The 24,546-nt window shown below is 57.9% G+C and carries 20 protein-coding genes; 8 read left to right on the top strand and 12 right to left on the bottom strand.

The genetic code is table 11. The features are described 5' to 3' along the window. Window positions 1-99: 99 nt before the first annotated feature. Window positions 100-510, top strand: coding sequence for a hypothetical protein (locus tag HBA49_RS01695; protein ID WP_005525034.1), 411 nt, complete (start codon window positions 100-102; stop codon window positions 508-510). Between the two features lie 10 nt (window positions 511-520). Here HBA49_RS01695 and HBA49_RS01690 read toward each other — a convergent pair whose 3' ends face one another. Both HBA49_RS01690 and HBA49_RS01685 read right to left on the bottom strand, forming a co-directional pair. Further along, a complete protein-coding gene (locus HBA49_RS01690; RefSeq protein ID WP_225866112.1) occupies window positions 521-2,398 on the bottom strand; it encodes a right-handed parallel beta-helix repeat-containing protein in 1,878 nt (625 codons plus the stop codon). A gap of 256 nt (window positions 2,399-2,654) precedes the next feature. Then, on the bottom strand, window positions 2,655-4,172 hold the full coding sequence (locus tag HBA49_RS01685; protein ID WP_005522240.1) for an acetyl-CoA hydrolase/transferase family protein: 1,518 nt from the start codon (window positions 4,170-4,172) through the stop codon (window positions 2,655-2,657). 267 nt (window positions 4,173-4,439) lie between these two features. Here HBA49_RS01685 and dusB point away from each other — a divergent pair, with 267 nt between their 5' ends. Then, the gene (gene dusB, locus HBA49_RS01680) at window positions 4,440-5,585 is read left to right on the top strand and encodes a tRNA dihydrouridine synthase DusB (protein WP_174888108.1); all 1,146 of its coding nucleotides are present in this window, start codon (window positions 4,440-4,442) and stop codon (window positions 5,583-5,585) included. Between the two features lie 22 nt (window positions 5,586-5,607). On the opposite strand, the gene HBA49_RS01675 is transcribed toward dusB, so the two are convergent. Together HBA49_RS01675 and HBA49_RS01670 are read right to left on the bottom strand one after the other, a co-directional pair. Continuing rightward, entirely contained in the window at window positions 5,608-6,309 is a 702-nt protein-coding gene (locus HBA49_RS01675; protein ID WP_040431740.1) for a hypothetical protein, read from the bottom strand. Window positions 6,310-6,401: 92 nt separating this feature from the next. Further along, on the bottom strand, window positions 6,402-7,043 hold the full coding sequence (locus HBA49_RS01670; RefSeq protein WP_005525365.1) for a hypothetical protein: 642 nt from the start codon (window positions 7,041-7,043) through the stop codon (window positions 6,402-6,404). A gap of 240 nt (window positions 7,044-7,283) precedes the next feature. Here HBA49_RS01670 and HBA49_RS01665 point away from each other — a divergent pair, with 240 nt between their 5' ends. After that, complete coding sequence (locus HBA49_RS01665) at window positions 7,284-8,003, top strand: CPBP family intramembrane glutamic endopeptidase (protein ID WP_244248379.1); 720 nt, start codon at window positions 7,284-7,286, stop codon at window positions 8,001-8,003. A gap of 119 nt (window positions 8,004-8,122) precedes the next feature. Here HBA49_RS01665 and HBA49_RS01660 read toward each other — a convergent pair whose 3' ends face one another. Together HBA49_RS01660 and mshD are read right to left on the bottom strand one after the other, a co-directional pair. After that, window positions 8,123-11,509: a DUF5979 domain-containing protein gene (locus HBA49_RS01660; RefSeq protein WP_005524811.1), complete on the bottom strand. Its 3,387-nt coding sequence runs from the start codon at window positions 11,507-11,509 to the stop codon at window positions 8,123-8,125. Window positions 11,510-11,782: 273 nt separating this feature from the next. After that, window positions 11,783-12,661: a mycothiol synthase gene (mshD, locus tag HBA49_RS01655; protein ID WP_005524893.1), complete on the bottom strand. Its 879-nt coding sequence runs from the start codon at window positions 12,659-12,661 to the stop codon at window positions 11,783-11,785. Between the two features lie 39 nt (window positions 12,662-12,700). On the opposite strand from mshD, the gene HBA49_RS01650 reads away from it, so the two are divergent. Further along, window positions 12,701-13,474 carry an LmeA family phospholipid-binding protein gene (locus HBA49_RS01650; protein ID WP_040431736.1) on the top strand — a complete coding sequence of 258 codons (774 nt, stop codon included), beginning with the start codon at window positions 12,701-12,703 and terminating at the stop codon, window positions 13,472-13,474. A gap of 39 nt (window positions 13,475-13,513) precedes the next feature. Here HBA49_RS01650 and HBA49_RS01645 read toward each other — a convergent pair whose 3' ends face one another. Continuing rightward, window positions 13,514-14,545, bottom strand: a complete 1,032-nt coding sequence (locus HBA49_RS01645) for a diacylglycerol/lipid kinase family protein (protein WP_005525495.1) — start codon at window positions 14,543-14,545, stop codon at window positions 13,514-13,516. A 41-nt stretch (window positions 14,546-14,586) separates the two neighbouring features. Here HBA49_RS01645 and HBA49_RS01640 point away from each other — a divergent pair, with 41 nt between their 5' ends. Continuing rightward, window positions 14,587-15,267, top strand: coding sequence for a heme-binding beta-barrel domain-containing protein (locus HBA49_RS01640; protein ID WP_005525451.1), 681 nt, complete (start codon window positions 14,587-14,589; stop codon window positions 15,265-15,267). Here the strand turns inward: HBA49_RS01640 and HBA49_RS01635 are convergent. After that, the gene (locus HBA49_RS01635; RefSeq protein WP_370443786.1) at window positions 15,250-16,164 is read right to left on the bottom strand and encodes an aminodeoxychorismate lyase; all 915 of its coding nucleotides are present in this window, start codon (window positions 16,162-16,164) and stop codon (window positions 15,250-15,252) included. The genes HBA49_RS01640 and HBA49_RS01635 overlap by 18 nt on opposite strands. Before the next feature lie 41 nt (window positions 16,165-16,205). Between HBA49_RS01635 and ygfZ the strand changes: the two genes are divergently transcribed. Then, window positions 16,206-17,297, top strand: coding sequence for a CAF17-like 4Fe-4S cluster assembly/insertion protein YgfZ (gene ygfZ, locus HBA49_RS01630; RefSeq protein ID WP_005524988.1), 1,092 nt, complete (start codon window positions 16,206-16,208; stop codon window positions 17,295-17,297). A 246-nt stretch (window positions 17,298-17,543) separates the two neighbouring features. Beyond that, window positions 17,544-17,765: a DUF3073 domain-containing protein gene (locus HBA49_RS01625; RefSeq protein WP_034995954.1), complete on the top strand. Its 222-nt coding sequence runs from the start codon at window positions 17,544-17,546 to the stop codon at window positions 17,763-17,765. A gap of 141 nt (window positions 17,766-17,906) precedes the next feature. Here the strand turns inward: HBA49_RS01625 and purM are convergent, their stop codons facing one another. From purM to HBA49_RS01610, 3 genes are read right to left on the bottom strand one after another with little or no spacing between them, the layout of a single operon-like run. Continuing rightward, window positions 17,907-18,986: a phosphoribosylformylglycinamidine cyclo-ligase gene (gene purM / locus HBA49_RS01620; protein WP_005522220.1), complete on the bottom strand. Its 1,080-nt coding sequence runs from the start codon at window positions 18,984-18,986 to the stop codon at window positions 17,907-17,909. 43 nt (window positions 18,987-19,029) lie between these two features. Beyond that, window positions 19,030-20,544 (bottom strand): amidophosphoribosyltransferase, encoded by a 1,515-nt coding sequence (gene purF, locus HBA49_RS01615; protein ID WP_050773687.1) that lies wholly within the window; start codon window positions 20,542-20,544, stop codon window positions 19,030-19,032. A gap of 34 nt (window positions 20,545-20,578) precedes the next feature. After that, the gene (locus HBA49_RS01610) at window positions 20,579-20,950 is read right to left on the bottom strand and encodes a sterol carrier family protein (RefSeq protein WP_005525348.1); all 372 of its coding nucleotides are present in this window, start codon (window positions 20,948-20,950) and stop codon (window positions 20,579-20,581) included. Between the two features lie 749 nt (window positions 20,951-21,699). Between HBA49_RS01610 and HBA49_RS01605 the strand changes: the two genes are divergently transcribed. Then, window positions 21,700-22,182 (top strand): hypothetical protein, encoded by a 483-nt coding sequence (locus HBA49_RS01605; RefSeq protein ID WP_005525141.1) that lies wholly within the window; start codon window positions 21,700-21,702, stop codon window positions 22,180-22,182. Window positions 22,183-22,238: 56 nt separating this feature from the next. Here HBA49_RS01605 and purL read toward each other — a convergent pair whose 3' ends face one another. After that, complete coding sequence (gene purL / locus HBA49_RS01600) at window positions 22,239-24,518, bottom strand: phosphoribosylformylglycinamidine synthase subunit PurL (RefSeq protein ID WP_005525487.1); 2,280 nt, start codon at window positions 24,516-24,518, stop codon at window positions 22,239-22,241. Window positions 24,519-24,546: the final 28 nt, after the last annotated feature.

The following is a 24,546-nucleotide window of genomic DNA, read 5'->3' as shown; positions in this document are numbered from 1 at the left end:
CATGACAAATCGCACATTCTCTAGGGATGATGCGGAAGGACCGAAAGGGCGTCGATAAGCTGTAAGCAATAGAAACCACTACCAACCACAGGATTTATCATGACCGAAGACGAACGACTAGCGCAGGAATACCTCACTAAGTTGCAAGAATCGGTAGGGCGCGGCGAAATCAGTCTTGCGGAATACGATCGGCTCGCCGACCTGGCGCTCAGCAATATCCCCGCAACCTCGCAGGTAGCACACGCGGAGCTCGCCAGGCGGTCGGCGGGAACCTCCATGGTCCCTGGTGACCTAACTGGTGGCGCCACCAGCACCGACGGTAAGAAGAGCGCGCTGGATCTGGCCATAAAATCCCTTTTTGTCCTGTGGTTCATCGCCGTCGCCATGAACCTGGCCATATGGTTGGGCGTATGCCTCACCGTTGGAAAGATCTACTATTTCTGGCCCATGTGGGTGATTCTTCCCGGAATTATATTTCCCGCCATCCGCTGGCTGCGCGAATATCTCTAATGGGGCCAGATTAGCGCTTGACCACGCTACTATTTTTGAAATGAATCTTGGCCTCACCAATGCCCGGCAGTTTACCTGTGTGCGTGGTTAACAATTCCGAAAACTGATTGCCCACAATCACATTGTCGGCGATCACCGCGTCATTAATGTTACCAATCAACCGTTCCTTGCCGCTCCTACCGGGGGAAACCTCGGCACCAACATAAATCACAGGAGCGTTTTTATTCCGCGGCGTAAATTCATTTCCCGAAATCACAGTGCCGTTTAAGTCTCCCCTACCACCATGGTAGGGTTCCTTAGGATTATCCACCGGACTGGGCGCACCATTCTTATCGGGAATATAGGAATGCTCATTGGGGCCCGGTTTGCGCAGATTCGTCTCCGACGACCGGCCATCCCAGATGGATTCCACATCCACCATGGCCCGCTTCGCCCACCCGTCTATCCTATTCCCCACAAACTTGGTGTTATGCGAATCCGTGCCCACCAGCAAGATCCAGCTCGGGCTGGACTTAGCGTCCCCCTTTACCGTCACGGAATTATGCTCAAACGTCGTGTTGTCACACCCCTGGTATGCCTGCAATAAGCCCTGCCCCACGGACACATCCGAAGAAATCGTATTGTCGCGCACCACATTATTATCCGAATCGTAGGCAATATGCACCCCGGAGGAAATGCTATTGGTGAGCTGATTCTGCTCCACCAGATTATTATTGCTGCTGTTTTGGATGGAAATATTGCGGGTATTGGCCGTCACATCATTGCCGCGGATCACGCTGTCGCTCACCCCGGAGAAACTAATGCCATAATAGCCGCCCCTAATGCGATTATTGATAATGGTCAGCCCGGTAAAACCCGCGATCGGCCGGCTGACCGTGCCATTAGTCGCATACCGTTCCCACACTGGGCTGCGGCTCCCCTTTACCGGGTTATCGGACTCGTCCCTGGTGGCAGTGGCCACGATCGACAGCGAATGCCCCACCTGGGCCCGCTCCCCCTCGGTGTTATTGATGAAATTATCGGCGACAGTGATATTCTTCACCAGGCGATCGGTGGCGGACATTTCCACCGCCCGATACGTCAAATGGTTAAAAACAATCTTGCTGACCTCGATGTTTTCCCCACCGTCAATCATGACACCCCGCGTGTAGGGGGCGCTCGCCAGGTTGAGCGTCATGTCAGTGATCTTGCAGCCCACAGTGTCGCGGGTGGTAGCAAACACGGACTTCGGTGCGTCCGCCTGGCCCCGCATGTTCGCGGTGATCTGCGCACCCTTGGCGTCGAAATATTGCAGCCCCTTGGGCAGGGTGATCTGATCCGTCACCACATATTTTTGGGCCGGGCTCAACGTCACGCCCAAGCCCCGCTGCGCCGCCAAATCCACGGCTTTCTGCAGTTCACGGGTGTTATCACCGCCGCCCGCGCCGAGCGCAAGCAGCGGCACAACCTCGTCGAATTTGGCCCCATACGTCACTCCGGCAATGGTCACCGTGGCATCGGCGCCCTTTTGCTTGTCGACGTCACGGACGAACCGCACATTGGTATATCCGTCCGTCACCACCACGTTTTGCTTGGCGGTATTCAGGGCCTGCGCCGCCGAAATACTCCCCACAACAGCAGTATCGAAGCTTTCCTCTATCTTCTCCGCTTTCGGGGTTTTACCAGTAAGTTTCCGTTCGGTCAGCTCGGTATTTTCTTCAGAAGCGTGCTCAGGTTCCTCTGTTTTGTTATTACTGAAAAACTTACTTAGCAATGAGAGGAAGCTTGACCCGCTACTAGTATCCGGCAAATCCATGGCCTGAGCAGCAGGTATTTGCGTCGTGACAAACAGCATGCTAACGCACAGACCAGCCACCATTCGCATAATCCAGCGTGACTGCGGTCGCATAAGTACCAGCTCCTCGGGGCAAGAACACCATTGTTTTCTAACGCCCCACAGCCTAGCTGTTACTCATGAGAGCCAGTCACACTTTTGCGTTTTTTAATCAATTTTTTGTAACAATTTTAGATTGACTGCAATTATCTTGAGGTAAAGTCAGGATAATCACAGAAAACCTATGTGTATAGCATAATTGCAGTACTTTTTGGGGGTGCCACGAATTTTCTCGCATGCAATCGCATGTCGCTCACACCCCCGCCGCAATTTACTGTTTCTTCATCGAACCGGTCTCGGCAAACCGCTGATGGAACGAGAAGGCCGTGGCCAGATCGTGCGGGGTTTGCAGCATCTTCCGATCCGTGGCCAGCTTCAAAGCCCGCTCATAATACTCTTCCAAAAGCGGCCGGTAATCCGGGTGAGCCAGCGCAATCATCTTCGGCACCCGCTGCCGTGGCGCCAAACCACGCAGGTCAGCGTAGCCATATTCGGTAATGACCACCTTGACGTCCTGCTCCGTGTGATCCACGTGCGACACGAACGGCACAATGGCCGAAATGTCGCCGCCCTTGGCGAACGACGGGGTGATGAACGACGAAATGCAGCCGGCACGAGTAAAGTCACCCGAACCACCCACACCATTCATCATCCGGGAACCAATCACATTGGTGGAATTCACATTGCCGTAAATATCCGCCTCAATCAGGCCATTGCTACAGATGAGCCCCAACCGGCGAATCACCTCCGGGTGGTTCGAAATCTGCTGCGGGCGCAGAATAATCTGCTTGGAATACCGGGAGGCCTCATTATTCATCCGCTCCGCATACTCCGGCGACAGCGAGAACGACGTGGCCGAGGCAACCGTCATCTTGCCGGCATCGATGAGATCAACCATGCCGTCCTGAATCACCTCGGTGTAGGCCTGAATATTCTCAAACTTGGAATCGAGCAGACCACTCATCACGGCGTTTGGCACATTCCCCACGCCAGACTGCATGCGGTAACCATCATAGGTCAGCCGACCTGCGGCAACCTCACCCTCCAAGAAATCCAGGAAGTGGCCGGCAATCTGCTTCGACTGCTCGTCGACAGGCTTAAACGGCGCATTGCGGTCCGGCAACTCGGTCTCGACAACCGCAACCACCTTATCCACGTCAATATCAATATAGGTGGTGCCAATGCGCTGGCCGGGGCTCGTAATCGGAATCGGCTGACGGTTCGGCAGCGGCGTAATGCGGTAAATATCGGCCATGCCCTCCAACTCCAGGGACTGCCACGAATTCACCTCGATAATGATCTTCTCAGCCGCATCCAAATACTCCACATTATTGCCCACAGACGACGACGGGACGAGCGCACCATCCTCGGTGATCCGAACCGCCTCCACAATGGCGACGTTCATCGTGCCGAAGAAACCCTCTTCCACATACATGCCCGACTCGGACAGGTGATAATCCGCATACAGCGTGGTGCCATCGTTGATCTTGCTGCGCATCATCGGATCCGACTGGTAGGGGGTGCGGAACCGAACCGCATCCGCCTCAGCTAACACCCCATCGCAGTCAGGAGCGGTCGAAGCACCGGTGAACAGGTCAATCATAAACTCATCGCCACGGGCATGGGCTTCCTTGGCCCGCTGCGCAATAGCGGCAGGAAGCACCTTCGGGTAACCAGCACCGGTGAAGCCCGAAATGCCAACTTTATCGCCATGATTCACGAACTGGGCGGCGTCATCAGCCGACATGACTTTGCCCGCAAGCTTGGCATTCGCAATGCGTTCCGACATGAAATTCCTCCTATGAAACTCCGCCCACAGGGTTGTGAGTACCCCTAAAGCAGAAATCTTTAGTTACGGAGACCACATTAACGTAAAACGGTGGGTCAATGTGTGAATTTCCGTAATTACTTCCCAAAACACCGCAACAATGGCCCAAAATCACCCAACGCACCAACCCACAAGCTACCCCCGCTACTACCCCTTTTCTCTGGTATTCGACAATGAGTCGGCGTTGGAAATTTTCCGCCCCGGCCGGCATCGGGGACAATGACAACCGTGAGTTTAACAATCGGTTCCATCAAGTTAGCTTCCCCCGTGATTCTGGCCCCCATGGCTGGCGTCACCAACGTGGCATTCCGCACTCTCTGCCGCGAACAGGAGCTAGCGAAAACCGGAACGGTATCGGGCCTATACGTATGCGAAATGATTACCGCCCGGGCTCTTGTCGAAGGCAACGAGAAAACGCGCCACATGACAACCTTCGGCCCCGACGAACACCCACGCTCCCTCCAGTTTTACACAACCGACCCGGAATATACGTATAAGGCGGCCCGCATGGTGGCCGACAATAACCTGGCTGACCACATCGACATGAACTTCGGCTGCCCAGTCCCCAAGGTCACCCGCCGTGGCGGCGGCTCCGCCCTCCCCTATAAACGCCGCCTCTTCGGCAATATTGTGGCCGCGGCGGTAAAGGCCGTGGCCGGCACCAACATTCCCATCACGGTGAAATTCCGCATCGGCATTGACGACGACCACCACACCCACCTCGACGCCGGCCGAATCGCCGCGGCCGAGGGCGCAGCAGCGGTGGCCCTGCACGCCCGCACCGCCGCCCAACGATACTCCGGCACCGCCGACTGGTCCCAGATCGCGGCACTCAAGGAACACCTGGCGGACACCGGCATCCCGGTGCTGGGAAACGGAGACATTTTCCAGGCGACCGACGCCCAAAAAATGATGACCGAAACCGGCTGCGACGGGGTGGTCGTGGGGCGCGGCTGCCTAGGCCGGCCATGGCTCTTCGCCGAACTATCCGCCGCATTACGGGGCGTTGACATTCCCCCAGAACCCACGCTTGGCGAGGTCACCGGGATCATTCTCCGCCACGCGGAACTGCTCACCCACTACGATGGGGAGGATAAAGCCTGCCGGGACCTGCGCAAACACATGGGCTGGTATCTGCGTGGCTTCCCAGTGGGCGGGCCCCTCCGGGCACAATTGTCCGCAATTAAAACCCTAGCGGATCTGCGGGCGGCGCTGGAACCCTGGCGGGAATCCCCGGCGCTGGCCACCGACGCGGACGGGGTTCGGGGTCGGCAGGGCTCCCCCGCAAAAGTCATTCTGCCGGAAGGCTGGCTCGACGACCCCGAAGACGAAACCGTTCCCAAAGGCGCGGACATCATGCACTCCGGCGGCTAACCAGACAGCACACCCCAGCAGGCTAAAAATCCATTTTGGTCCACGGGTGCGAAGAAAACTCCTCGGACTTGGCCAGCCACTGGTCAAACATGCGCACCACATCCACCATGGTGGCCGCGGGCGCCCCATAGTGGTGGTCGCCGTCGCCTTCCCGGTATTCCACCCACCACTGCGCCGTCGACGCGAATTCCGGCACCTCATAGGATAAATTAGCCATCATTATCGTCTGGATATAGTGCTCGTCACGATCATGTTCCGAAAGAATATAGAATCGGCGCTCGGTGCTATCTTCGCACAAATACTCCAGGCTGGGCAGCAGGCTGGCGCGGGAAAACGCAATGTTGTCCCACCGATCGGTCTGAACCGTATAGGCGGGATCCTCATCCCCGTAGCAGACAACAAACGCGCTGCTGATATCCGCCAGTCCCAAATGGTGGCGGACCGCCAATCGCTCCAGCCGCTGCCATGCCTCCTCCGCCCACTGATACGCGACCGGAACCCACAGGCACCGATCCCCCTCAATCACAACGTCAAGATATTCGAACGTGAGCGCGTCATCGGAACAAAGCTCCGCCTGGGCCGCCCTGAGGGGGAGAGAAAAAATCGTCTCCTTACTGCTCCAACGATCGGCCAGGAAATCATGGTCGGCAAAGAACCGCGGCGGGGCAACCAGGCCACCATCGGGGGTCCGCTCCGGCTCATATAATAAAAAATCATAAGACATAGCCGCAGTCTATCAATGGGCCCGGACGCAAAACTCCCCACGGACGGATCACGGTGCTTGCGGCGTCGACAGGCGTCGACAAGCACAGAAAACTATTGCACCAAATTAAATCTACGGAGCTTAATGCGCATGGGCCGGCCGCTATCCGGGTGGGTTTGGATAATGCCATGCAGGTTCACAATGCCCTCGATCGCCACGGAAAATGTGGGAAACGCATAGGGGTCATAGTCGATTTCGATGACATCCCGATTGGCAAGCTCCAGCCCCACGGCCATCACGTGGTCACGGCCAAGATAGGAATACAGCTCCCCCTGGAGCGATCCAATGGTGTTCGTGACCAGGGTGGCCCGCGCCCGATCCACGCAGTCACAATAATGCTGGTCGAGTGGCTGCGCCGGGTAGAGTGTGGTATTGAATTTAATGTGCGTATCCGGACCACCGAAAAGCGCGACCATGCGCAGCAGATCCAATTGCTCCAAACTGAAATCCGCTGGTAGCCGTGCGGTTCGCCGCACATAATCAATGTTGGTGTTGATGATGTCGATGATCGCCGTGGGCAGGTGCATGGTGGCGACCAACCCGCCACCGAAACTAGGGCGAATATTAATGCAATTGGATGAATCAAGATAGGTGAGCACCAGCATGGAGAGCACATGTTGCAACTCCGCACTGTTGATGCTGCGGTCGCCAGAATCAATCTCTATAAACGCCAACCCATATCGAGGACTGCCCATGAGTATGCCTCCCATTATTGCATATCAAAGATGGTTTTCTTTTAGCGTACCGCGGTTTTCGCTTGTCGACACCATAGGCGTGTGATCCACCCACCACACACATCAGTGGCACACAATATTTATCCGACCGCTGCGCGGACCACCGACCATACTGGTGCACCCGTGGTTTTAGTATTTCAGCAGTTCGCAATGGTGATCGTATCTCATTATGGGGGTTAATTTATTGCACTATAACACCATGTGAGTACCGTTTTTACCATGACCGACAATAATGATAATCCCACCATGAAACAGGCCCTCACAAAGGCCATCACGGAGCCTTCAGAGAAAACATTCCTCATCGGGTTCTTTCTTATCACCTACGTGCTGCTCTTTCCCCTACGCCTGTCTACTTTCTTTCCCGACAATGCCCGACTGGCTATCTATGTGGTGCTCGCCATTGATGGGATAGTGGCGTACCGGCTTGTGCTGCTCACCGCCACCAAGCAGGTGTGGGAAACCAAGATTCGCTCCATTATTGTGGTGTGTGCCGGCTTCCTAGGGATGAACATTCTCACGACCATCACCGGTTTCCTTCTGAAAATCTTCGGGTTCATCACCGAAACATCCCAGAACGAAACTAGGGTTGCAGAACTGGGTAACGGCAATGCGCTACCGTTCCTCGTGGTTTTAGGCGTCGGCGTGGCCGGCCCTATCGTGGAAGAGCTCGTGTTCCGGCAGTTCCTCATTGGTTTCCTAGAACGCTACATCCCCACGTGGGCGGCGATCGCCATCTCTAGTCTCTCATTCGGCCTCATCCACATGCATGGGTTTACCGCCTCCGAATGGGTCAATCTCTGCGTCTATTCGGCCATGGGTCTGTCCTTTAGCCTGATCTATGCGCTCGACCGTAATGTGTACATGCCCATAGGGGTCCACGTGTGGAATAACCTTCCCAACGCCTTGCTATTGGCGCAGTAAGCGGGCCAGGCCAGCCACTTCAGGCGTCGACAAGCTAGGAGCACCGGTAGGTTTAGAACCTCAGGTAGACAAGAAAAAACCAGCCCCCACGAATGGGAGCTGGTTTTCTTGTTTACTTATTAGTCGTTGTTACGGCGCCGGCTGCGAAGAACCAATACCGCACCAACCACTGCGAGAATAAGCGCACCCGCGATAACCCACAGTACCGAAGCACCGGTGTTAGCGAGACCCTTATTCTGGGCTTTCTGGCCTTGGACCTGCTGCTTTTGGCCATTGGGCTGCTGGGACTGCACGTTCTGGGCCGGGTTGGCACCAGGCTTCTGTGCGCCCGAAGGAGCCTGAGCCTGTGCACCCGGGGTCTGCGGGGCGTTACCCTGCGGTTTGCCGCCCTGCGGTGCCGGAGCGCCCGGGATAGCTGCGCCAGCCAGCGGGATCAGCGGAACCAGCAACCAGTACCACGGAATGTTCGTGGTGTTGGTCACCTTGACCAGGGTGGCCTTGGCGCCGGTGCCAGCCTGCACGGTCACGATTGCGGTACCGTCACCGTTGTCCTTCACGGCATCCTTGGTGTCAGAGGTGTAGCCAGGGGTTTGCCAGGTGCTGAACACATTGCCCTCAGGCAGCTTTTCCTTCAGGGTGATCTGGGTGCCCACCGGCAGCTTCGGCAGATCGGTGTAGGTTTCGCCAGCCTTGACCTTGAATTCCTTGGTTTCGGTCTTACCGTTGTGCTGCCATTCGGCGACAATGGTGTATTCCTTCTTGGAATCCGAGGAACCAGCGGCGGTACCCTGCACGGCCTTGGTGACAGCTACCGCGCCCAACTCGTGGTAGGAGTTCACCAGGTTTGCAGCAACGGTTGCGTCCTTGTCGGCCACGGTTGCGGTTGCCACGGTGGTGGAGTCAAGCTCGTTCAGGCTTGCGCCCTCCACAGTTGCCTGTGCCTTGTCTTCGGTGAAGGTACATACGGAACCAACCGGAACGTCCTTGACCTCGACCGGGGTGCCGGCCTTCACGGTCAGCTTGCCTTCCTTGGTCGTCTTGTCGGCCTTGACGCACTTGTAGCCAACCTGGAATTCCTTGTTCTTGGCGAGTTCCTTACCGGTACCGGTCAGCGACTTGCTGAGCTTGACGACGCCCTTCCACTGGGAGTACGTGTTGGTTGCCTCAACGGTCTGAGTGCTGTTCTTGACGATGGTCACATCGTCAAGGCCAGTGGTCTTCAGATCGGCATTGGCAACGCTCGCACCGGTTTCGGTGATCTTACAGGAGTAGCCGGCCGGAATCTTTTCGCTGGTCTTCGACCCGCCAGCCGGAATGCCCTTCAGTTCGCCCTTGATGTCTTGCTTGCCGGCGGCGGTGCACACGTAAGCGAAGTCGAAGGTCTTACCGCCAGCAACCCCATCGGGGTCAACCAGCCGCTTGGTGATGGTGAAGTCGCCTTCATCCTTGACGTAGGTGTTGGCGATGGTCACGGACGGAACCGTGCCTGCGGTGATGGTCACGGCAGCGCCCTCAACAACGGTCAGGGTAGCGCCGTCAATCTTGGCGGATTCCCGATCCTCGGTCACGGTACAAGATGCGCCAACCGGGATGTTCGGGGACACGACCTCACCAGCGCCGGTCACTTCCAGCTTCTTGTTGGTGTGCTCGGCGAGAGCCGCACCGTCCTTGGTGCAGGTGTAGTTGAAGGAGAACTTCTTGGTGCTCGGCACAGTGATGCCAGTGGCTTTCAGTGTCTTGACGACCTTGAAGGTGCCCACAGCGGTGGCGTACTTGTTGGTCAGGGTCACCAGCGGGTTGGTGACGGCCACAACCAACGGCTTGTCCTTGGAAACTTCACCGGAAGCGGTCTGGAAGAGGTTGCCTTCCCAGTTGAAGCCGGGCAGTGCGGCCGGGGCCACCTCGGTGAAGGAGCAGGCGGCACCCAACGGAACGTCGGCGATAGCGGCCTCGGTGCCGTCACCCTTGAGGGTCACTTCACCGGACTTCACGTCCTTGCCGTCCTTGGTGCACACATAGTTCACCTTGAAGTTTTGCGCGGTGGCATTAGCCTCGGTGAAGGCGTTGCCGCTGTTCTTCCACACCAGCTTTTTGGCCAGCTTCACGGTACCAACCTGCGGCTTAGCGGTGACCTTATTGGTCAGGGTCACGCCCACGTTGCGCTGGTCGCTGATGGTGATGACGGCGGTCTTACCGTTGTCCTTGATTTCCACGTTGCCATCGCTGGCGGTGGTGGCGGCGAACTTCGGGTCACCATAGGTGAACTTGGCATCGTTGGTGGGCAGCTTCTCCGTCAGGGTCACCTTGGTGTCCTTGGGCAGCGACACGTCACCCTTGACGATGTCACCGTTCAGTGGAACCTGAATGTCGTAGTTCTTGTTGAACGAGGCCTGCGGCGACTGGATGTCGACGTTGACGGTGAACTTCGTGCCATTTTGCAGCTCGGCGGGCTGGGTTGCCGGGTCGTGAACCTTCTTCACTTCGAAGGTGCCACGGTTAACACCGGTGATGGTGCCGCTACCGAACTGCTTGCGGGTAACATTCTGAACCAGGTTTTGAGCGGGAAGGCCTTCGATCTTGGCATGATTGCCCACGGTGGTGTCCACGGCCGATTCCTTGCCATCGGCAGACTGCGACTGGTAGTACACGTTATAGAACCGGTCGGCCTGCCAACCACCAGCTGGCTTCTTCAGCGTGAGCTTTTGGCTCAGGCCATCGGCCGCAATATCCTGGGTGACCTGCAACTTCTCACCCTTGGCCGACGGCTCGGCGAGCTGTGCCGGGTCGGACGTGTATTCCACGGCGAGCAGGCCATCGGCGATGAACTTGTGACCCACCGCACCATTCTTAAGACTGATCGAGTCGTTAATGACCACATCGCCGGATATATTGGCCAGGTCCTTACCCAGCATGACGATACGCCACTCAATCTTGGAACCGTCCTTGGAGGTAAACCAACCATCCTTGTTGGTCTTGTCGGGAGTCTTCACGTCAGCGGGACCAATGCCGCCATGCGGCCCGGGCAGGGTAACGTTGACAACCTTACTGTTCACTTCGAACGGTAGGGTGGGCTCGTTGCTGTTATCGGTGGTTTTAATGGCCTGAGCCTGGACCTTCACCATGCCGTGCACATTGTCTTTGCCTTCGAATTTGTCATTGAAGGTACAGACAACTTGGTTATTGCCACCGTCTACAACACAGTCACCACCCTCAACGGCACCATCCACCAGCTTAATGCCGAAGGTGCCCTTGACGGCAATTTCCTTGGGGAATTGAATGGTGAACTTCTGGCCAGCCTTCACGCCATTCTTGGCGCTCCAGTCCCACTGAACACCAAATGAATCCCACTGCTTCAGCGGGGTGGTCTGGTCGATAGTGATGTTGTCAATATCGACCGTCTTCTCTTCATCAGCATGAGCCGTAGGGACGTTCATCATTCCCGCGGTCAATACCAGCAGCACGGAGGCTATAAACGCGTAAATTTTAAAACTTACGGTTTTACCCACTGCATTCTCCTTATCTTCTTAACATTTGTCTCGCTTACGAGTAACCCATCTCTCCTTTAACGAAAATAAAGAAAAGACACGGCAAAACGAAGCTTGCTCACATCGTTAAATAAGAAGATTATCAGACAGGGGCGCCAGCATTAGTAGCGACATAACGCTGTGCGCAGCGACTTTACCCCCTATCAGTAAGATTAGAGGCGTCCTAACTGCACATATAAGCTTAAATTTACTTAAATAATGGCTGGTCTGAAGTACCCCCGATTTAAGTCCATCTCAGCTCCGTGTGTACAAAACATGATGTTCAACAACAACAAAACCCACATCCTGGTAGGCCCGTAGGGCGGGCTTGTTATCCGCCTCCACGTAGAGGAACACTAGACTTGCCCCCTCGGCTACCAGGCGATTTATTCCGGCGTTTACCAAAGGGCCACCCAATCCTCGGCCCCGGCCGGCATCACCCAGACCCACCACATATACTTCCCCCTTGGCCCCGGCGCGCAGATCGCCGTGGCGTTTCACCCAATGGAAACCTAAGAGTTTGCTGTTTTCCCACAAAGTGAGCACGTCGTCTGGGCGATACCAGTCGGTATCGCGGGCCTGGTTGAGGCGATCCAAGTCCCAGCCGCCTTGTTCGGGGTGCCAGGAGAAGGCTTGGTTATTGGCTTCCAGCCAGAGTTGGTCGACAGTTTCACTACCGTAGCGGTCGTAGGCGGTGGGGAGATCGAGAAGTTCTACACCGTCGGGAAACTGGTAGGCGGTGGCGGCGGTGAGGGGATCACCGTCGATGGCCATGACAAGGAGTTCCCGGCTGGGGGTATAGCCGAGATGGCGGGCGAAGTGTTGGGCGGGTTGGAGGTTGCCGTGGGCCCAAAGGGGTTTATGGCCCATGAGGTCGATAAGGAGGGTGGCGCCGCCGTGGCGGCGGGCGGTGGGGGTGACTGCGAGTTCGGCGGTTTCGCCATCGTAGGCGGCGATTCCCACGATGGTCGTGTCGTCGTAAAGCAGGAAATGGTGGTGTTGGGGGTTGGTGAGTCCGCGGAGGAATTGTTCGGAGAGTGGCGCGATCCCATCGTGCCTGGTGGCTGCGTCGAGGACGGCGTGGATAGCGGGGAGTTGGTCGGGGTGAAGTTCGCGTGTGACGGTGAGTTCCATGCTTTTCAAGCGTAGCGAGTGTGGCACTATTGAGGGGTGATGAAACTTCGACGGCACACGGTTGTGGTGCTCACGGCTGTGTTGGTGGGCGTGTTGGTGGCGATGTGGGTGGTTGATACGGCGATAGCGGCACGGAGTGAGCGGTTATTGTCGCAGCGGGTGGCGGAGCATTCGCATTTGGGGTTTGCGCCGGAGGCGTATTTTGGGGGGTTGCCGTTTGTGTCGAATTTTATTACGGGTGTGGTGCCGTCAATGTATGTGAGTGTGACGGATGTGAAGGTGAAGCCGTTTGGGTTGTTGCGGACGCATACCACGATTACTGATGTGGAGGTGTCTGCGGATCGGCTATTGGCCGGTGATGTTGCGGGGGCGAAGGCGGCGTTGATTACCCGGGGGGTGAATTTTGATGCGGTGTCTTTGGGTCGCCCAATGGGGATTACCGATCTGGATATTTCGAATCCGTATGATATTTCGCCGGCGGGGAGTGCGGCGTCAGAAGTGAAGTTGACGGGGACGCCGCCGGGATTTACTGGGCCGGTGACAGTGGTTGCGGAACTGCGGTTAAAGGGGAAAATGTTTTTGTTGTCGCCGATAACGGTGACAGATCGCAGCAAGTTGGATGACACTCAGAATGACAAGTTGTCGGATGATGATATTTTTCGGGCATTTCGGTGGGAATTAGATACCACAACGTTGCCATTGTCGAAGCAGGCGAGCTATGTGTCAGCGGCTGGAGGGACGGTGTATTTTGAGTCGCAGCAGCGGAATGTGGTGGTGAGCATGGATGATTTGGCACCTGTTTCGGATGATTAGTCGTCATAGCCGATGTGGTGTGAGCCGATGTAGCGTTGGTTATAGGCGAATGTCGAAGAAGCTGAGTCCGAGTTTTATCCAGGAGAGGGGTTTGGTGGGGATTTTCTCTTTGGGGGCGTAGACCTCGATGGCGTCGGGGAGGACGGTGAGGGTGGCCGATTGGTGCTCGCCCGCGTATTCGCCGTCGACTTGGAAGCGTTGCCGGGTGGCGCAATCCAAGGTGACTTCCATGGCGTCGTCGAATACGAAAGTGCGTTTTTCCAACCATTGGGCGATGGGGGTGATCATGTTTGCACCAAGCATTTGGAGGACTGCGAGGATGCCGGCGAGGCCGGCGACGCTATTAATTCCGAAAACACCAAGGCCGACGTCGAAAGAGTTGCGGGGGTTGGTGATGACGGGGAGGGGCCCAAGGAAGGTCCAGGGGTTGGTGTTGCTTATGATACAGAAGGGCAGGTTGCGGGCGGTTTTGGTGGCGCCGTTTCGGTCTTTGCCCCGCACGTTGATGGTGGGTGGGTATTTGCGGGCGCGGCGCCACGCCCGGTAGGTGACGCGAATATAGCGCAGGGGTGTGGCGGCAAAGCCGCGGCGGCGGGCCCGGTCCATGGTGGCAATGACGTCGGCGTCGATACCGAAGCCGGCGTTCACGGCAAACCAGTGGTCTTGCCAAATGCCGAGGTCTATAGTGCGTTTGAGGTTATGTTCGAGGGTGTGGGCGAGTGCTTCGGTGGCGTGGATGGGTTCGGGTGGGAAGCCGAGGGCGCGGACAAAAACATTGGCGGAACCGGTGGGGATGACCGCAAGGGTGGGGATGTTGGTGCGGGGAGTGGGTGCTGGCCCCAAGAGTCCATTGATGACTTCGTTAACGGTGCCGTCACCGCCGATAGCAACCACCACGTCGTAATCCGCGTTGGTGATATTGTGACATAATTCGGTGGCGTGGCCAGGGTGGTGGGTGAAGTAGGTGGTGAGGTGAAGTCCGGTCACGCCCCGGAGGGTGGGGATGATGTGGCGGAAGAGCTCCGGGGTTTGAGTGGTGGAGTTCGGGTTGGAAATTAGCAGCAGTCGCACCTACACAACCATAGTGTGCCATGCTGCTAGGGTTAAAGGTTATGAGTGATGACATGGTAAATAATGAACCCCATGAGGAGCCGACTGACGCTCCAAAGATTTCGTTGGGGGGTAGTGATGCGGTGAACTTAGCTGCTGAGCAGTGGAAAGAAACGGCGCATCGGAATATTCCCGGGTTGGGGGATTTACCGATTCCTGACGACACGGCAAACCTGCGGGAGGGCCCCAGTTTGCATGATGGGTTATTAGCGTTGTTGCCGCTCGTGGGGGTGTGGCGGGGCACCGGCCAGGCGTTGGATCACACGGATGCGGATGCGAAACCCACCCAGTTTGGGCAACAGATTATTTTCGCCCATGATGGCGAGAATTATCTGACATATTCGTCTCGGGTGTGGAAGCTTGACGACGAGGGGAATCAGGTAGGCCTCGACCACCGGGAGACTGGTTTCTGGCGAATCACCGGCAAGGACGAGATCGAAGTAGTGGTGGCGCATTCAACAGGCGTGGTGGAGATTTTCTATGGGAATCCGATCAAGGAACGGGCGTGGGAAATCACGTCGGCATCAACGTTGGTGACCACAACCGGACCAAAGAATTTGGGTGCGGGCAAACGCCTGTTTGGCCTGATGCCGAATAATAACCTGGGGTGGGTGGATGAGCGCATGGTGGATGGGGAATACCACCCACGCATGTCTGCCGAATTATCACGGGTGATTGGTTAGGTTACTGGTTAATGCGGCCTCGATGAGCTCCCGGATCTCTGCCTCGTTGGCGGGGGCTGGGAGTTCTTGGTCGTTGATGCGAGTGACGCGGGCGGCGATGCGCACCGAGCTCACGAGCCACACGCTGTCGGCCCGAAACAGGTCGTCGAGGACGAGCTGTTTTTCTTTACACCGCCATTTTTGTTCGGTCGCATATTCGAATAGGGCGGCCTGGGTGGTACCGGGGAGGATATCGCCGCCAGCAGTGGGGGTGCGGATTTTTTTGCCGCGCACAGTGATGACGGTGGAGGTGGCACCTTCTAGTACGATGTCGCCGTTGGTGTAGATCACATCGTCGAAGCCGTGGGCGCGGGCCCAGCGGAGCGCCGCCATGTTGGCGGCATAGTTGAGGGTTTTCGCGCCAACAACAAGCCAGGGGACGGCTTCGGTGGTTTCCGGGGGGTCGATGTGATAGCCGCGGGGGCTGGTCATGACGGCCACGCCATGGGCACGTTGGTGCAGTGCTGTGGGCGATAGGGGGCGGATGGTGAGCCAGGCGCTGGGGATGCCGGTGGTTTCCCGGCCGCGGGTGTACATCCACACGCAGGAGGCGTCGTCGGTGGTGTGGCTGCGCCATTTTTCGGCGGCCATGATGGTGGCTTTCAGCCAGCCGTCGATATTGGGTTCGGGTAGGTCGAGGAGTTTCGCGGATGCGAGGAATCGGGATACATGCCGGTCGAGGTTACAGATGCGCCCATCCCGGAGAAGGAGGGTTTCGAACACACCATCGCCACGGGTAACAGCGGCATCGTCCCAGAAAACGAGGGGAAGGTTGGGATTATGGTCACGGACGGAACCGCCGAACGGTTCCACGGCGAAAATGATGGGGGACATTTTTCGCTTACCAGAGGAACTCATAGGTCTGATTATGCCGTGCGTGAGGCACTACGATCGAGTCTGTGACCAATAATTCTTCTTCACCGTTACTGGAAACAGTGCCGGGGGCGACCCCACCCGGCGACACCGACCAACACCCCACCCATATGGGGGTGGCTTGGCATTATGGAAATCCGCTCACCGAACAACGGCATTGTGCCACGGGCGCGCTGGTGGACCGTTCGCATCGCACGGTCATTCGGGTGTCAGGCCCGGATGCCGCCACGTTTCTGCATAATTTGCTTTCCCAAAAACTCGACGATGTTCCCGACGGGTTCAGCGCCAGTGCCCTGAACTTGGATGGTCAGGGGCGGATCCTGCACTACCTGGATGTGACCAAGGTAAAGGATGCGTTTTACCTGGACATCTCCGCGGTGGATGCGGAATCGTTGGTGGATTATTTGCGCGCAATGGTGTTTTGGTCGCAGGTGGAGATCACCGTCACGGATCTGGGGATCTTGAGCATCATTGGCGCCGAGGTGCCAGATGTGGGCGGCGAGTTTTCCCGCCAGCTGCCGTTTGGCGCCTGGGTGCGGCACGACGTGTTTGTGCCCCGGGGTGCGCTTGTCGACGTCGCAAAGCGAATAATCGAACAGGGAATCGAACCGATGGGACTCATGGCGTACACCGCCGAACGGGTGCGGGCGGGCCTGCCGGAACGCAGCCTTGACCTTGATGACAAGTCGATACCGCACGAGGTGCCGGCGCTCATTAACCGGGGTGAGCGCATTGCCGCCGTCCACCTGGACAAGGGCTGCTATCGCGGGCAGGAAACCGTGGCGCGGGTGGAAAACCTGGGGCGGCCACCCCGGCTACTGACGCTCGTGCACCTCGATGGCTCCGCCCCCACCCTGCCCACCCCCGGCACCCCCATCGTGATGGGACCAGCAACAGGCCGGCAACGGACGGTGGGGCGCATTGGAACCGTCATCCATGACCACGAATTCGGGCCCATCGCGCTGGCGCTCCTCAAACGCGCCGCCCTCACGTCGCAGGCGCTGATGGCCGGGGAATCCGCAATCCTTGTGGACCCGGATTTCATTCCGGCGGAAGAACAATCCCAAGCCGGCCGGGTCGCAATTAACCGACTGCGTGGGAGCGAAACTCAGCAATAATCGCGCTATTCATAACCACACCGCATAATTCCGGCCCCACTTGCGCCACCTCATAAAAGGGGGACCGGTTTTGGGCCGGTGCTGGGATTTTGCCGGATATTTCTCAAGGTCAACAGCTCGTTGCGGCAAAATTATGTAATTCAGGCTATTGTGTCATACAGGAAAACATACTGTGATGATTTGAAAGCCCACGGAGCATTTTCATTCCCTAGGGATGCTCCGCTTAGTACCAAGGGGGTCATAACCATGGGACGCGGTCGCGCGAAGGCAAAGCAGACCAAGGTTGCACGCCAGCTGAAGTACAACACTCCAACCATGGATCTCGACTCACTCCAGCGCGAACTTGCGGGCAAAGCAGCCCCGAAACGCGCCGAAGCCGAATCCCACCAGGATGACGAGTACGACGAGTACGCAGACGCATACTCCCAATACGCCGACTGGATCAAGGAACAAGAATCCAAGTCATAGTCGCTATCAGCGCTGGTAAAAACCACCGATGGGGCACTTTTCCGAGGAGAAGTGTGTCCGTCGGTGGTTTTTCATGCCGGCAGGGGCACACGGGTTAGGCCGACGCACGCCACGCCCGCCCTCACCCGGCAAAACTACTGGTTAATAGCCCGGGTGGTCGCCGGTAAGCACCACCGCACCGGGAGCCTGAAGATCATCGGCATCTCGAATGGTCCCCAACTCCCACGCATCAATGTGCCGGGCGGTAAGCATGGCCAAGGCCCGATCCCGATCCTCTGGGGCCACCACTGCCACCATGCCCACCCCCATGTTGAAGGTTTTCTCCATCTCAGCCTGCGGCACCTTGCCCACGTTTTGGATCAGGCGGAAAATCGGCCCCGGCACCCACGTGCCGCGGGACAGCTCCGCCACCAGCCCAGTCGGGATGACCCGGGCCAAGTTGCCGGCCAGGCCCCCACCCGTGACATGGCAGAAGGTGTGCACCTCGCACTCGTCGGCCAACGCCAAGCAGTCCTTGGCGTAAATGCGGGTGGGCTCCAAAAGCTCCTCCCCCAGGGTGCGGTCCAAGTCCTCCACATAGGCGTCGAGAAGCAACCCGGCCTTTTCCAGTAGTACATACCGCGCTAACGAATACCCGTTCGAATGCAAGCCGGAGGAGGCCATGGCGATCACCACGTCGTCTTTCCGCACCCGATCCGGGCCCAGCAGCTCATCGGCTTCCACCACGCCCACGGCGGTAGCGGACACATCGTACTCCCCCGGCTCCATGACCCCCGGATGCTCCGCGGTCTCCCCACCCAGGAGGGCGCACCCGGCCTGCACGCAGCCCTCGGCAATGCCGGACACGATATCGGCCACATGCTCGGGCACCACCTTGCCGATGGCAATATAGTCCTGTAAAAACAGCGGCTCCGCCCCGCACACCACCAAGTCATCCACGCACATGGCCACCAGGTCGATGCCGATGGTGTCATGCTTGCCCATAGCCTGGGCGACCGCCAATTTCGTACCCACCCCATCGGAGCCGGCGGCCAACAACGGCTGACGGTAGTTACCCAGGGCAAACAGCCCGGCGAATCCGCCCAAACCGCCCCGAACCTCAGGCCGGGTGGCCTTCTTGGCCAGTGGGGCAAATAATTCCACGGCCCGGTCCCCCGCCTCGATGTCCACCCCCGCGGCCGCGTAGGAGACAGTGGCATCCGACTGTGCAGAATCGGTCATTATTATCCTTTTCCTTCGATCAAAGTGGGCAATATTTCGGCAGCTAATCAATGCTACCGCAGGAACCCCGCTGCAATGCCGACACCAACTCCGCATTGGGATTCCCCGCCGGAAGACCCAGCGGATATACCCCGTCGAAACAGGCGCAACACAGCTCTTCCCGCGACTGCTTCGTGGCCTCCACCATTGACTGCGTCGACACAAACCCCAGCGAATCCGCCCCAATAGCGGTGCACACACTCTGCACCATTTCCGCCTCATTATCGCTGGTCACGGCGTTGGCGATCAACTCACCCGGGCTGGCAAAGTCAATGCCGTAGAAGCAGGGCCATTTCACTGGCGGTGATGCGATGCGCACATGCACCGCCGCCGCGCCGGCCTCCCGCAGCATGCGGATCAGCGCCCGCTGGGTGTTACCACGCACAATGGAATCATCCACCACCACCAGGCGTTTCCCCTGCAACACCTCCCGCAGCGGGTTAAGTTTCAGCCGGATACCCAACTGGCGAAGCGTGTCTGAGGGTTGAATAAACGTGCGCCCCACATAGGAGTTTTTCACCAGCCCCTGGCCGAAGGGGATCCCGGACGCCTGGGCATAGCCAACCGCGGCAGGCACCCCCGACTCCGGCACAGGAATCACCAGGTCCCCGTCGGCCGGGTATTCCCGCGCCAGGCGGCGGCCGATCTCCAGGCGGGACTCGTTCACGTTACGGCCCCGAATGGTGGAGTCCGGGCGGGCCAAATACACGTATTCGAACACACAGCCTTTCCGGCGAGTGGCAGCGAAATGCTCCGAACGGATACCAGCTTCATCAATGGAAATCATTTCCCCGGGCTCGACCTCCCGCACGAAGGATGCCCCCACAATGTCCAGCGCACAGGTTTCGGAGGCAACCACCCACCCCTTATCTAACCGGCCCAGGCACAGCGGCCGCACCCCCTCCGGGTCGCGGGCGGCAAACAGGGTATGGCCGTCCGTGATAGTGAGGCAGAACGCGCCCTTGACACGCGGCAGCAGGTCCCGCATGGCCGACAACAGCCCATGACCGTCACCGATCTGGTGGGAAAGCAGGGCGGTCATCACGTCGGAGTCGGAGGGATGATTCTGCTTATGCACCAACTGTTTCTCGTCGGCCTCATCCAAGAGCTCCAGGTAATTCACCAGGTTTCCGTTATGCGCCAAGGCCACATCGGTGCCATTGGGGGCCACCCGAAACATGGGTTGAGAGTTCTCCCAGGTGACACCGCCGGCTGTGGAATAGCGGGTATGCCCAATGGCCACGTCACCGCGAAGCGAGTCGAGGGTTTGCTCATCAAAGATCTGCGAGACCAGGCCCAAATCCTTGTACACCACGACCTGCTGTCCATCGCCGACGGCAATGCCAGCAGCCTCCTGTCCCCGGTGCTGTAATGCAAAAAGGCCGAAGTATGTTAACTTCGACACTTCTTCCCCCGGTGCCCACACACCGAATACGCCACATTCTTCGCGGGGCGGTTGTTCCCCCAGATCATCTAATAAGGACTGATTATTTTGTGCCTCGTTGTGTGTCACGACCACAATGCTAGACCATCACGAGTGATTCTTTATAACGTCACAAGCGGACCAGCGGCAACCAGTCCGCGACTTCTCCGGCGCGAGTGCCGGAACTGGTGACGGCCGGATTGTCGGTGATGGTGTCGAGTCCGGTCACGAGCCGGAGCCAGGTGGCGGGGTCGGTTTCGACCACGTTGGGTGGGGTGCCTCGGGTGTGTCGAGGGCCGGCAATACATTGGGTGGCGGCAAATGGTGGAACGCGTACCTCGACGGCGTGTCCGGGGGCAAGGTGGCTCAGGTAGGTGACGCTGAGGCGGACAGCGTGGGCGATGGCGGGCCGGGGTGGGGTCGCCTGAGAGGCGTCGATAAGCCAGGGGTGGACGGTTTGAAGGGCGTCGCGGAGTTCGTGTGGGTCGGGTGTGGGGGCCATAAGGTTTGTTTTTAGCACGTCCCCCCAAGCCTGCGCATGTGTCGTCGTGCTTGTCGACGTTATCCTGCCGGGTTGAGGGCAACTGGGTGGGAAAGGAAATGACAGCGCACTTCTCCTTCCCCAAAGAAATGCGCTGCCAAGCTTGTATCAAGTTTTTGGTGTTTGGTGTTCGTGGCTGTCCCGTAACCTAGGTTCCACAATACGCATCATTGCAAATTTGGTGGTGGTTAGGCTGGTTACCCCTTAATTGCGGTAGTGATTTCAGCCATATTTTCTCGCTAACGTGAGACTTCGGAGGGGCAATGGTGTTATTGTGCGGGGTTGCCGGGATGCGACACGCCGACGCGGGTGGGTTTGGGAAAAATTTAAGAACATGGGCTCCTACCTCCAATCTTGTCCCACGACGATCATGCGACACAGTAAACACAACAACCACGATAGTCACATAACTTTACTTAAGCAATATTACTGCTGGAAAACTACCACTTTGTCCAACGCAATACAACCAGCCCCGGTCACCCTCTTATTTTCATCCAAGATTTACCTTAATGGCCTCTCAGAGCCATTTTTTTAGGATTTTCCCGGTTTAAAACCGTAGTGGGCAATGAAGACCTTATTCCCACCGTAATAACCACACCCCCACCCCCACCCCGACTAAGATCCCCACCATAGGCACCCCACAAATCACATTAAACTTGGTGCCGATATCCCAAAAATAGCCGCACCACTTATTCAAGGAGCGCAACAAAATGACACTCATTCATTTCACCAAAGCACATTCTGCCCTCGTGAGTACCTTCACACAGGTGCTGTCCGAATTCTGCGGGTTCCAGGTACCAACCCCCATGCTTATCGACGATTGGGTGGTGTTTTACCAAACCCAATTAGAAAGCGAAGAAGGTTTCTACGCCCATAAATACGAAGGCGTCCACTGCCTCCCCTTCCGGCTCGCCATTAACCCCGCTAAATTCGCCCGCCAAGTAGCCATCGACCAGGCGGCCGCCCTCAATGAACACATTCTTATCAGTTCCCACGAGCTCATAAGCAATTGGCTCAGAGACGCCCTTGCCAATCTAGAATGGGCCGCCTATTGCGCCATCGACGACGAAAAGGTCAACCCCAACGATGTGGGATTCGATCTCATCCTCGACGGCCCCAAAGAACTGAAAATTCGCCGCTGGTACCGGGGCGAGCAAGACGTCCTCGACAAAATGCTCACCCAAGCCGCCTAGGCGCTAACCAAGAAAAAAGACCGCGTTCAGCGGCCTTTTTTCTTGCGTCGACAAGCCTAAACCACCGAGTTCGCCCCCACGGCATGGCTGAACAGTCGCGGCAGCGTCTCCGTCCACGCCCGGGTCAACTCCGCAACCGGCACCTCGAACTGGCCTTCGACACGCACCACCGGCTCGTCAATAGTTTCCCCAATCTTCACCACCGGAATACCAAGCTCCTGCGCCCGCCGCACCACAGCAGCGCCATCCGTAGCAGCAACAACCACCCGCGACGCCGACTCGGAGAATAATGCCGTGAACACGTCATCATGTACCCCCGAAACATCAAGGCTCACACCCTTGTTCGAGTAAATCGCCAGCTCCGCGATCGCCTGCGCCACACCCCCCTCGGACACATCATGCGCCGCCGACACCACACCAGGCTGCTGGAAAAACTCCATGAGCTTCTCCTCATTGGCCAAATCCACCCGCGGCGGCAGCCCGCTCAAACCGGCGCCAGACACCTGCTGCCAAATCGACCCACCAAACTCGTCGAACGTTTGGCCGAGCAAATACAGCTCCTCCGTGCCAGAAACCGTGCCCAACTTATTGCGCACACTCTCCCGCACGTCATCAATAACCCCCAACACGCCCACCACCGGTGTCGGCAAAATCGCCTCCGAACCCGTCTGGTTATAGAACGAAACATTACCGCCAGAAACCGGGATGACCAGCTCCTTCGCGCCATCCGCCAAGCCATGAACCGCATCACGGAACTGCCACATCACCGCCGGATCCTCCGGGGAACCAAAATTCAGACAGTTCGTCACCGCCACCGGGCGAGCACCCGTCACCGCCACATTCCGGTACGCCTCAGCCAACGCTAACCTCGCACCCATATTCGGATCCAGCTTCGTGTATCGGCCCGACGCATCCGCCGACACCGCCACCCCCCGATGCGTCTGCTCATCAATACGCAACACCCCGGCATTCGCATGCTGCGCCTGCACCGTATTCCCCCGAACATAACGGTCATACTGGTCCGTAATAAACGCCCGCGAACACAGCGCCGGCGAGCCCACCATCGCCAACAACGCCGCCTTCACGGCTTCAGGATCCGTCGGCTTCTCCACCCCCTGGAACTGCTGCACCTCATCCTGCCACTCCGGACGCGCCCACGGCCGCTCATACACCGGACCCTCATGGGCAATCGTGTGCGCCGGCGCATCCACCACCAGCTCACCCCGATGCCGAATCAACAAATGCTCACCATCGGTCACCTCACCGATCTCCGCGCACGTCACATCCCAATGCGCACAAATCTCCCGGAACCGCGCCACATCCTCCGGCCGCACAATCGCACACATGCGCTCCTGCGACTCGGACGACAAAATCTCCGCAGCCAGCATATTCTCCGCCCGCAACGGCACCGCATCCAAATCAATCTCCATGCCCCCATCGCCGGCGGCGGCCAACTCCGATGTGGCACACGCCAACCCGGCACCCCCTAAATCCTGAATACCCACGACCACCCCGGCGCGGTACAAATCCAGGCAGCACTCAATGAGCACCTTTTCTGCAAACGGGTCCCCCACCTGCACCGCCGGCAGTTTCCGCTCCGCCCCCTCCTCAAACGTGTCCGAGGCCAGCACCGACACCCCACCAATGCCGTCAAGCCCGGTGCGGGAGCCGAAAAGCATCACCTTATTGCCCAAGCCGGAGGCGAACGCCAGCTTCAAATCATCCACCTTGAGCGTGCCCACGCACAGCGCATTCACCAGTGGGTTACCCGCATAGGATTCGTCGAACACGGTTTCGCCACCAATATTCGGCAGGCCCAGGCAGTTACCGTAATGCGAAATACCATCAACCACCCCCGGCAGCACCCGGGATGTGTCCGGCGCGTCCGCGGGGCCGAACCGCAGCTGGTCCATCACCGCAATGGGCCGAGCCCCCATGGCCATGATGTCGCGCACAATACCGCCCACACCAGTGGCAGCACCCTGGTGCGGCTCCACATAGGAGGGGTGGTTATGGGACTCCACCCGGAACGTGACCGCATTACCCCCACCAATGTCCACCACGCCGGCGTTCTCCCCAATGCCGGCCAGGATTTTCTCGCTCATTTCCTCGGTCATAGTTTCCCCGAAATACCGCAGGTGCACTTTCGAAGATTTATACGAACAATGCTCGGACCACATGACGGAATACATGGCCAATTCCGCATCGGTGGGACGACGACCAAGGATCTCCTTAATGCGGGCGTATTCATCGTCCTTGAGCCCTAAGGAGGCGTAAGGCTGCTCCAGGTCCGGGTTGGCCTGGGCCGCCGCCACAGTGTCGTTGAAGGTAGTCATTGCTTGGGTTATGCCTTTCTCACGCATT

The sequence above is a fragment of the Corynebacterium matruchotii genome, from assembly GCF_011612265.2.
GTDB lineage: Bacteria > Actinomycetota > Actinomycetes > Mycobacteriales > Mycobacteriaceae > Corynebacterium > Corynebacterium matruchotii.
Note: the sequence above shows the minus strand (reverse complement) of the source record. Positions and strands in the feature narration are given on the sequence as shown.

What these genes read in the sequence shown, in the direction of transcription:
- HBA49_RS01695 (WP_005525034.1), top strand. Translation starts at nt 100, where the DNA reads ATGACCGAAGACGAACGACTAGCGCAGGAATACCTCACTAAGTTGCAA.
- HBA49_RS01690 (WP_225866112.1), bottom strand. Translation starts at nt 2,398, where the DNA reads ATGCGACCGCAGTCACGCTGGATTATGCGAATGGTGGCTGGTCTGTGC.
- HBA49_RS01685 (WP_005522240.1), bottom strand. Translation starts at nt 4,172, where the DNA reads ATGTCGGAACGCATTGCGAATGCCAAGCTTGCGGGCAAAGTCATGTCG.
- HBA49_RS01675 (WP_040431740.1), bottom strand. Translation starts at nt 6,309, where the DNA reads ATGTCTTATGATTTTTTATTATATGAGCCGGAGCGGACCCCCGATGGT.
- HBA49_RS01670 (WP_005525365.1), bottom strand. Translation starts at nt 7,043, where the DNA reads ATGGGCAGTCCTCGATATGGGTTGGCGTTTATAGAGATTGATTCTGGC.
- mshD (WP_005524893.1), bottom strand. Translation starts at nt 12,661, where the DNA reads ATGGAACTCACCGTCACACGCGAACTTCACCCCGACCAACTCCCCGCT.
- HBA49_RS01650 (WP_040431736.1), top strand. Translation starts at nt 12,701, where the DNA reads ATGAAACTTCGACGGCACACGGTTGTGGTGCTCACGGCTGTGTTGGTG.
- HBA49_RS01640 (WP_005525451.1), top strand. Translation starts at nt 14,587, where the DNA reads ATGAGTGATGACATGGTAAATAATGAACCCCATGAGGAGCCGACTGAC.
- HBA49_RS01635 (WP_370443786.1), bottom strand. Translation starts at nt 16,164, where the DNA reads ATGAGTTCCTCTGGTAAGCGAAAAATGTCCCCCATCATTTTCGCCGTG.
- HBA49_RS01625 (WP_034995954.1), top strand. Translation starts at nt 17,544, where the DNA reads ATGGGACGCGGTCGCGCGAAGGCAAAGCAGACCAAGGTTGCACGCCAG.
- purM (WP_005522220.1), bottom strand. Translation starts at nt 18,986, where the DNA reads ATGACCGATTCTGCACAGTCGGATGCCACTGTCTCCTACGCGGCCGCG.
- HBA49_RS01610 (WP_005525348.1), bottom strand. Translation starts at nt 20,950, where the DNA reads ATGGCCCCCACACCCGACCCACACGAACTCCGCGACGCCCTTCAAACC.
- HBA49_RS01605 (WP_005525141.1), top strand. Translation starts at nt 21,700, where the DNA reads ATGACACTCATTCATTTCACCAAAGCACATTCTGCCCTCGTGAGTACC.
- purL (WP_005525487.1), bottom strand. Translation starts at nt 24,518, where the DNA reads ATGACTACCTTCAACGACACTGTGGCGGCGGCCCAGGCCAACCCGGAC.